At 41.5% G+C, this 8,114-nt stretch carries 8 protein-coding genes and 1 pseudogene; 1 reads left to right on the plus strand and 8 read right to left on the minus strand.

The features are described from left to right. The first annotated feature begins 74 nt into the window (after nucleotides 1-74). A complete protein-coding gene (locus V7K89_RS22380) occupies nucleotides 75-1,052 on the plus strand; it encodes a bestrophin family protein (RefSeq protein WP_335191011.1) in 978 nt (325 codons plus the stop codon). Between the two features lie 337 nt (nucleotides 1,053-1,389). Here V7K89_RS22380 and V7K89_RS22385 read toward each other — a convergent pair whose 3' ends face one another. The 8 genes and pseudogenes from V7K89_RS22385 to V7K89_RS22425 form a co-directional block, all read right to left on the minus strand. Beyond that, a complete protein-coding gene (locus tag V7K89_RS22385; protein WP_335191013.1) occupies nucleotides 1,390-2,010 on the minus strand; it encodes a hypothetical protein in 621 nt (206 codons plus the stop codon). Nucleotides 2,011-2,039: 29 nt separating this feature from the next. Beyond that, a complete protein-coding gene (gene miaB / locus V7K89_RS22390) occupies nucleotides 2,040-3,404 on the minus strand; it encodes a tRNA (N6-isopentenyl adenosine(37)-C2)-methylthiotransferase MiaB (protein WP_335191015.1) in 1,365 nt (454 codons plus the stop codon). 149 nt (nucleotides 3,405-3,553) lie between these two features. Then, entirely contained in the window at nucleotides 3,554-4,138 is a 585-nt protein-coding gene (locus tag V7K89_RS22395) for a retropepsin-like aspartic protease family protein (RefSeq protein ID WP_335191017.1), read from the minus strand. 358 nt (nucleotides 4,139-4,496) lie between these two features. Beyond that, the gene (locus V7K89_RS22400) at nucleotides 4,497-4,673 is read right to left on the minus strand and encodes a hypothetical protein (protein WP_335191019.1); all 177 of its coding nucleotides are present in this window, start codon (nucleotides 4,671-4,673) and stop codon (nucleotides 4,497-4,499) included. After that, complete coding sequence (locus tag V7K89_RS22405) at nucleotides 4,634-5,212, minus strand: hypothetical protein (protein ID WP_335191022.1); 579 nt, start codon at nucleotides 5,210-5,212, stop codon at nucleotides 4,634-4,636. The genes V7K89_RS22400 and V7K89_RS22405 overlap by 40 nt, the downstream gene beginning before the upstream one ends. A 231-nt stretch (nucleotides 5,213-5,443) precedes the next feature. Then, a pseudogene (locus V7K89_RS22410) lies at nucleotides 5,444-6,179 on the minus strand (3-oxoacyl-ACP reductase family protein). A 552-nt stretch (nucleotides 6,180-6,731) separates the two neighbouring features. Beyond that, nucleotides 6,732-7,424 carry an alternative oxidase gene (locus tag V7K89_RS22420; RefSeq protein WP_335191027.1) on the minus strand — a complete coding sequence of 231 codons (693 nt, stop codon included), beginning with the start codon at nucleotides 7,422-7,424 and terminating at the stop codon, nucleotides 6,732-6,734. 73 nt (nucleotides 7,425-7,497) lie between these two features. Beyond that, nucleotides 7,498-7,944, minus strand: coding sequence for a DUF1622 domain-containing protein (locus V7K89_RS22425; RefSeq protein WP_335191029.1), 447 nt, complete (start codon nucleotides 7,942-7,944; stop codon nucleotides 7,498-7,500). Nucleotides 7,945-8,114: the final 170 nt, after the last annotated feature.

Here is an 8,114-nt window from a genome sequence, read left to right on the forward strand (position 1 = left end):
TAGTCGCTTTACGTCTATGCAGTTCATTTTTTATATAATTTGGTGCATTTTTATAGAGAATTGGTATTAGCAACATGAAACAACCTAACTATTTTAAAAATAATTCTAAAAACTCTTTAAGAGAAAAGTATCATCTTTACAGGGGTGAAAAGTTAAACTGGTTTCAAGTAACTCTTCGGCTTGAAAGGTCAATTATCTCTATTATACTTCCTTGGGTAATTTTTTGTACTATATATGGTACTCTTATATCATTTTTAGATCATTTAGGATTACCAATAGCATTTTCAGATTCCAGCAATATTCTTACCAATGCTGTTTTAAGTTTTAATATTGGTTTTACATTACTATTAGTCTTTCGGACGAATACAGCCCATGATAGATTTTGGGAAGGTCGTCAACTATGGGGAGCTTTGGTAAATACGTCGCGTAATTTAACTCGGGGAATTTCGATAATAGTCAAAGAGAAGACACCACAAGATAAATTAGAAAAAGAAGCAATGCTTCGGTTAGTAATTGCTTTTGCAGTTGCAATGAAGTTACATCTAAGATCGGTGCCTTTAGACACTCAGTTGGCATCATTAATGTCTGAAAAACAATATTTACAACTCCAAGAGATTAATCATCCTCCACTACAAATTGCTTATTGGATAGGAGATTACTTGCAATATCAGCATAACCAAAATTGTCTAAATATCTATCAACTGACTTCTTTACATAATTGTGTAGATGATTTAGTAGATATTTTAGGTGGTTGCGAACGCATTTTAAAAACGCCGCTGCCTTTGATATATACTATTAAACTCAGACAACTGTTATTAATGTTTTGTCTTATATTACCTTTAGAAATTGTAAGCTTTTTAAATTGGTGGACTGGTATAGTAATGGCTTTTGTAAGTTTTACATTATTAAGTATTGAACAAATTGGTTCAGAAATTGAAGAACCTTTTGGGTTTGATCCTAATGACTTACCTTTAAATACTATTTGCGATACAATCTCAAACAATGTAGAAGAATTAATTAGTCTTGCTTCTAACAATGTTCGTTCTTATTAAATCTATAAACCAATACGCTTGGGTTAGCGCCAAAAACTTGAAACTGGGTAGGTTGGGAACCACTGTGCCCTTGCAGTTTTCCGACTTATTCGCTTTTAGCGTTCCCGCTTTCTTAGCAAGTGGCGTTTGAGGAACGTAGACCTGACGGGGCTTCCCATCAAGTAAACCAACATTTTCGGTGGTTTGTTGGATTTCACTTCCCTACGGGACGCTACGCGAACGGTCAACCCAAGTGTATTGATTTATAAACAAGTTGTACCAAATAAATTTCTGATGAGAACCGAGAGATTTTTCCTTTATTAAACATAGAAAATACTTGACTGAAAAATGCAATCGCTTAATAAATAGTTCGCCAAGCTTTTACTGTCCCTTTGCCAATTTCGCTATCAACGGTTTGACCTCCTTCTAAGATTAGTCTGATATCTAAGTTCTCATCTGGAGCATTTTTCAAAGCAGTGGCTAATTCTTTACTGACAGCAAATGTGCCAGTTGAACCGTCTAATTGAAAAACTTTTTTTCTGACCTTGAGCAAAAGCTTATTGACTTTTTTAGTCGTGGTAAATCTAAAATAGTCAGGTCGTGTGTATCTCAGACCTGCTGTGTAGAAAGAAGACCTTGCTTCATCCGAATTTACTGTTACAAGTACTCGAATGCTCGAAGGAGTCCACAAACTAATAACTTCCTTTGAACCCTCACGGTACAAGCGGCCACCTAAAGAATTGCGATCAAAAACTCCAACAAACTCCCCTTCAAAGGGGTCAACAATTCTTACGGCTTTCGACCAAGGCACATCCATATCGGGGGACAGTCCAGCTGATTTGACCATTGGCAGATCGCTTGATGCTTGGGCAACAATAGCTACTTCTTGAACGCTGAAAGCAGCACAAATTTGAGGGAAATTTATAGCCAAGCTAGCCCCAAAAATAAGAACTGGAATCGTTTGCGGTAACTTCATCATAAGTCAGGGGTATAATCTTCAAATAGTTCTTACTGCAAAATGGTTTGCCTTACTTCAACTGGTTCACCCGTCAAACTAAAAGGGCGAACTTCGGTAATTTTTACCTTCACTAACTGCCCTTTGAGTTCTTTGATATCACCGTTAAAAAAGGTCAAACGATTACCACCAGTGCGTCCCATTACCTGGGTTGGATCTTTAGGATTTTGGTCTTCTACTAAAACTTCTTCAATGCGTCCAAAGTAACGTTGCGATCGCTCTGCTACTTTCAAGTTTCCCAGATGATTGAGCCGTTGCAGGCGATCGCTTTTGATTTTTTCACTCAGTTGATTGTCCCACAACGCGGCTGGTGTCCCTGGACGCGGCGAATATGCTGCTGTATTCAACATATCAAAGCCAATATCTTCCACCAGTTTCAGGGTATTTTCAAACTGTGCTTCTGTTTCCCCAGGAAAACCGACAATTACATCGGCACTAATTGAGGCATCTGGCATATACCGCCGAATGGTATCGATAATCCGGCGATATTTCTCATGGGTATAACCACGCGACATCGCCTTTAAAAGTTCATTATCCCCAGATTGAAAGGGAATGTGGAAGTGTTCGCACACCTTGGGTAACTCAGCACAAGCTTGAATTAATCTCTCAGTAAAATAACGAGGGTGACTAGTAGCAAATCTTAATCTTTCAATCCCCGGCACATCATGGACGTAATAAAGCAAATCTGTAAAGTTGTGCAGATGCCGACCTTCTGATGTGACTCCAGATAAATCTCTGCCGTAAGCATCAATATTTTGACCGAGTAGAGTAATTTCTTTGTAACCTTGCCGTCCTAATTCTTCCATTTCAGCTCGGATAGCTGACGGCGTGCGAGATTGTTCGACACCGCGTACATTGGGAACTACGCAATAGGTGCAGCGTTCGTTGCAGCCATAAATTACATTCACCCAAGCGGTCACTGTACTATCTCGTCGCGGCTGGGTGATATCTTCAATAATGTGAACTGCCTCAGTTGCTACAACTTGGTTGCCCTCAAATACTGACTCCAGCAAATCTTTCAGACGGTTGGCGTGTTGTGGCCCCATTACCAAATCTAATTCTGGCACTCGCCGCAACAGCGCTTCTCCTTCTTGCTGGGCAACACAACCAGCAACAATCAGGGTTAAATCAGGCTGTTCATGTTTACGCTTTGCTTGTCTGCCAAGATAGGAATATACTTTTTGTTCAGCATTATCCCGAATTGTACAGGTATTGTAGAGAATCACATCTGCATGATTCGGATCTTGACACCACTCAAAGCCCATGTCTTCTAAAACGCCAGCCATGCGCTCTGAGTCAGCTTTATTCATCTGACAACCGAAAGTAGTGATGTGATATTGGCGTTTAGAAGTGGTCATGGGCAATTCTGCTGAATCAGCGTAATGTATATAAGTTTTATTTCTATTCTATAACGCTCTTAACTGGCTTCAGGAATACTGAGTGTCTTGGCTCAGATTCCTTTTGATATTTCAAGATAAAAACCTGAAGAAGTTACAAGCTGCAAGTATTAGCGATGATGAAATTCAACTTCTGTTTCCAGAATTTTAATATCATAGTTGCCAAAGAAATCGTGACCTAATAGCCCGATGCTTGCTTTTGGTGCGATCGCTACTTGAAGATTATTGGCTGTAACTCCACCTACTGCAATAGATTTTACCTTACTGGTTGAGAATTCTACTTCACTACCATCAGCAATTTGGGCTTGCATTGTACCTGTAGCCTGGAGTTGAAGTGTATTCGCCATATCTTGAGTGATAATGGTTCCACTAGCACCTGTATCTACAATCATTTCAAAGGTTTTTTTGTCGTTGAAGGTGACATCAATCACAGGAGTTCCACCAAAACGGCGTTTGATTGAGACTCGAAAAACTTTATTGTCTGAAGGTGCGGCTATGATATTACCACAAATCCTTCCCAATCCAACGGTTTTACCAGAGGAAGTTATCATGTAACACGCTCCTGGATCGTCTGCTGTTGCCTGATGAGAGAATGCTAAAAATATCAGCGTCAGCATTAGTGCGTAGGCGTAGCCCGTCGTAGACATCGCAGCTAGATTAACGCTGGTAATCCAACGCTTCCAAGCATTCTTCATGTTATACTGCTCTCCAATTTTTGTGATTACTCTTAATAGCTAAACTCATCATTGCAGCTGTAAAACATGGTATTAAAAGCACAGGTTTCTAATATAAAAATTCAGTTTTTTTTAATTAATTAAATAAAAATTATTTCTATTAAAAACGAGATGTTTTAACTAGTTTTTATAGTTTCAAGTTAGCTGATAAAGTTTTTTATATAATGTGTCTCAATAAAGATAAAATCGCATCTTACTCAATACATCTTACATATAATTACTGATTGATAAATTAAAGATTAGGTAAAGACACGATAAAAATACTTAGAGCAAATTCAATCTGACATACTCAGAAGTTGGATAAGAGAAATTTATTAGGTTACTCAAAGCTTGCTGCTGCATTTACAGCAGTTGCGATCGCATTTTTAACAGCGACATCTCTTTGTTCTAAAATGATATTTTCACTATCAGTACACGAAGCAACTACACCGCAAATAGCAACCGTTTTGCCGCAGGCTACTTGACTGGAGTAATTTTCGCCGAGTAGAGATGCCATCTACGCTGCTCTGGAGTGGAGCCAGGAACATCATTGACTCGTCGCAGCACATAGCTGCCGCGAAATCGCTGTGGGGTTCCATTGGTGGCGATCGCAGTAACAGTAACCGGAATCTCAATGTAGATTGAGCCTGCACCTGGGTCTGGTCTACCGGGTTTTCCAACTTCTACAGCAACGGATGTAGTGTTGGCAAAACCCTGCTTGAACTGCTCAAACGATTGCTTGCTAGCAGCGCCATTTCCCTCCCAAGCTGAATAAGCTTGTTTGTAGTCTTGGCGGGCGATCGCACTATAATACTCACGAATGACTTGGACTGCTTGCTGCTCAGGCGGCTTGGTATTAGCAGCGCTTTGTGTAGAAAAGACCGATGCTGGAGTTGGATTGGACGCAATGAGATTTGCAGCCGATGGGGTATTCGCAGGTGGCTGCGATTTAACAGAGGCATTACAGCCTGTGATCGTGATCGCAAGCAGGACTCCTCCAACGGTTATACGCTGCTGTTTTAACCAGATATATAAATAAAAGTAAATCTTTGACAAAGATACCTCCTTGGGATTCTGCATACTGGAAATACACCAGATATAATGATTGACAATTTTAGATAAATATGCCTATTATTCCTCACTTGTAGCGAACTACTGATTTGACTCAGGAAGCTAAAAATAGCTCTGACTATGGGTTACAGTATACTTGCAGTTAGTGTATCCACTCATTGCTGAGGATACGCGGTTTTGAGGGTTGATGTTTGCAATTCGCTACACCTGCGGCAGTTAGGCGCTGAACCCTCCATCAATCATTAGGTTTGCACCAGTGATGTAAGCTGCCTCAGACCCAGCTAGATAAGCGACCATCCCTGCAACCTCTTCAACAGTGCCGTAGCGGGGCAGTGCTAGCTGCTTTTTGAGCATCTCGGCAAACTCACGCTCTGGGGGATTCATATCCGTAGCGATCGGCCCGGGCTGGACGTTATTGATCGTAATTCCACGCGGACCAAGGTCACGCGCCAGCCCTTGCACAAGCCCTTGCAAAGCAGATTTGCTCATGGCATAAACAGAGGCGCCGGCAAATGGCACACGTTCGGCGTTGGTGCTGCCAATGTTGATGATCCGTCCGCCTTCTTGCATATGCTTGACTGCGGCTTGGGTTGCCACAAATACGGCACGCACATTAATGGCAAAGATGCGATCAAAGTCCACAAGCGTGAAATCATCGATAGGAGCCATCTGCGCTACACCTGCATTATTCACAAGGATATCAATGCCACCCAATTTCTCTACTGTCTGTTCAACAGCAGCCACCACCTCACTAGCTTCGGCACTGTTGGCTTGGATGTCCAAAGCCTGAACACCGAGCGCCTGGACTGCTTGGGCGATTTCCTTGGCGCGATCGGGCATAGGTGAAAGCGACATCAGCGCCTTCAGTTGCCAAACGCTTAACGATGGCGGCCCCGATACCGCGACTTCCTCCAGTGACGAGTGCACGTTTATTTTTGAGTGTGTAGTTCATATTCGATACCGTCGATTAGAAATTGGATAATTTACTGTGGGTCTAATGGGTAAAAGCTGCAAATTCTGCAACAAGCTAATCTACTCGTCGTGAAAGTCACAATTGATTAGAATACATTTGTGCATTGCTGTTCCTTTTGTAGTTGACTACTCTATGAATGCCAACCTGTAAAATGTTACCCAATAGTACCCTCAGAGAAATTATAGAATGTATCAGGCTTTTGGGAGAAGCCGTCAAATTTGTCATCTTCAAAAATGCAATGGCTACCACTGGATCTTGTTGAGCAGCAACGTGTAACTTACTTATATACCAGTTGAGAAAGTGTACCTTTACTTACTGGTAATAATCTGCTAATGCCCTCGCTGCCAGCAGTCTGCCCATGCTTGCACCAATCACAATTGCTTGTTGAGCGATCATTTTCATCGTTTGTTCCTCTTCTAGGTCGCAAAGGTGCTAATAAATTTTTCTGCAAAACTAAAGTCAGGAGCTTGTACCTTTAATTACGTAGCTTGCTTCTCGCAAAGGAAGTATTAGGAATTAATAATTATTTGGTCAAACTTCTGCTTCGCTCGATAAAACTTTTGTGACTTCAAAAACCGTATGGGGACTTTTGAAGGTTAGCCGCGCTTGTGGTTTCTGGAGTGCCACCATAGTTTTCACATGTTCGCATTCGTCATCACGGATATTCACAAACACGTCGTATAAATTATCTACCTTGGGACGGCGAAATTCATGACCTGGTGCAGTCTGAACTTCATCAAACATATAGAGATCGCCATCGCGGTAGAAGTTGATTGCAACCTGGGGAGCTTTTTGAACTTTCAGTTCGGCTTCATTGGTTTGCAAATATTCGTCATAGGTGTGGTAGGCATGACCTTCAATCAGTTCCATCAGATAGTAGGCGTAAGAGGGAAACAACATGTAAATCGGCACAACCACCCAGTAGTAAGCTACAGCAACGTGTTGAGCGATGAAGCGATCGATCCAGAGGCGATCGCCCCCCAGTGATTCCATGATCAACAGATGATGTAATTCGTTCCAGGTTTCAGCAAAGTGAACCTTCAACAAGTCAGCTTTGCGCCAGTAACCCAATGTCTCATAAAAATGCAGCACCGATAGATAAGAAAAGTAAGGAACGCGGGCGATGGTTTCCAACATATAAAACCGAGCGTAGGAACGATTTCCGTACACGACATCAACAATGAATACGAAAAAACTGACGATCAATCGAATCAAAACTTTCATGGTGCATTCCTCCAAAATCAGAACACATTACTGATTTACAAATTCCGATATCTGACTTACTTAGACCGCTAATTCATTTCAGTTCTTTACTGACTTTGCCGTCAAGAGAGTGGGCTGTTTCTCGTAATTCTCGTACTTCTCGTTGTAAAAAGAAGTTGAGAAAGGTACGGATACCAGTAATCGCTGCAAGTTTTGCCACTGCATCCCATGAGGGGGAAATAGCTGTGCCGACAATATCGGCAGCTAATAGAAATTCCAGCGCTAAGGCTAACACCACTCCTAGTTCTAAACGGATCGTTTCTTGGAGAACCCGATCGCGTCTCCAAAGATGAAAGATTTTTCGGAGTGTGAGAATGAGTGCTATTGCAACTGTTAAAACAGCAATGCCTTCCAGAAAAACTTTCAAAAACATCGCAAATTCTTGCAATAGTCCTTCTGCCAAAAGTGTGAACTTAGAGGTGTGTTCTACACCAGAAGCAGAATCTAAGACAATGGCTATCCAAGCGGCATAAACTGACATACCTATCTAGGCTCATCTGTTCGAGTGAGGGTGATGCTGGAAATGAGGCAGTTTGACATTTTTGAAAATACTGGGGTAATTATAGCGGTTCTCAGTTGGGTGCAATATAGTAACAGCAGTGGGTGAACCATCCAATAATGTCTTTTTTAGTTACCGCATTCAGAGCATTT

The organism is Nostoc sp. (assembly GCF_036917515.1).
Lineage (GTDB): Bacteria > Cyanobacteriota > Cyanobacteriia > Cyanobacteriales > Nostocaceae > Nostoc.

What these genes read in the sequence shown, in the direction of transcription:
- V7K89_RS22395 (WP_335191017.1), bottom strand. Translation starts at nt 4,138, where the DNA reads ATGAAGAATGCTTGGAAGCGTTGGATTACCAGCGTTAATCTAGCTGCG.
- miaB (WP_335191015.1), bottom strand. Translation starts at nt 3,404, where the DNA reads ATGACCACTTCTAAACGCCAATATCACATCACTACTTTCGGTTGTCAG.
- V7K89_RS22380 (WP_335191011.1), top strand. Translation starts at nt 75, where the DNA reads ATGAAACAACCTAACTATTTTAAAAATAATTCTAAAAACTCTTTAAGA.
- V7K89_RS22425 (WP_335191029.1), bottom strand. Translation starts at nt 7,944, where the DNA reads ATGTCAGTTTATGCCGCTTGGATAGCCATTGTCTTAGATTCTGCTTCT.
- V7K89_RS22400 (WP_335191019.1), bottom strand. Translation starts at nt 4,673, where the DNA reads ATGGCATCTCTACTCGGCGAAAATTACTCCAGTCAAGTAGCCTGCGGC.
- V7K89_RS22420 (WP_335191027.1), bottom strand. Translation starts at nt 7,424, where the DNA reads ATGAAAGTTTTGATTCGATTGATCGTCAGTTTTTTCGTATTCATTGTT.
- V7K89_RS22385 (WP_335191013.1), bottom strand. Translation starts at nt 2,010, where the DNA reads ATGATGAAGTTACCGCAAACGATTCCAGTTCTTATTTTTGGGGCTAGC.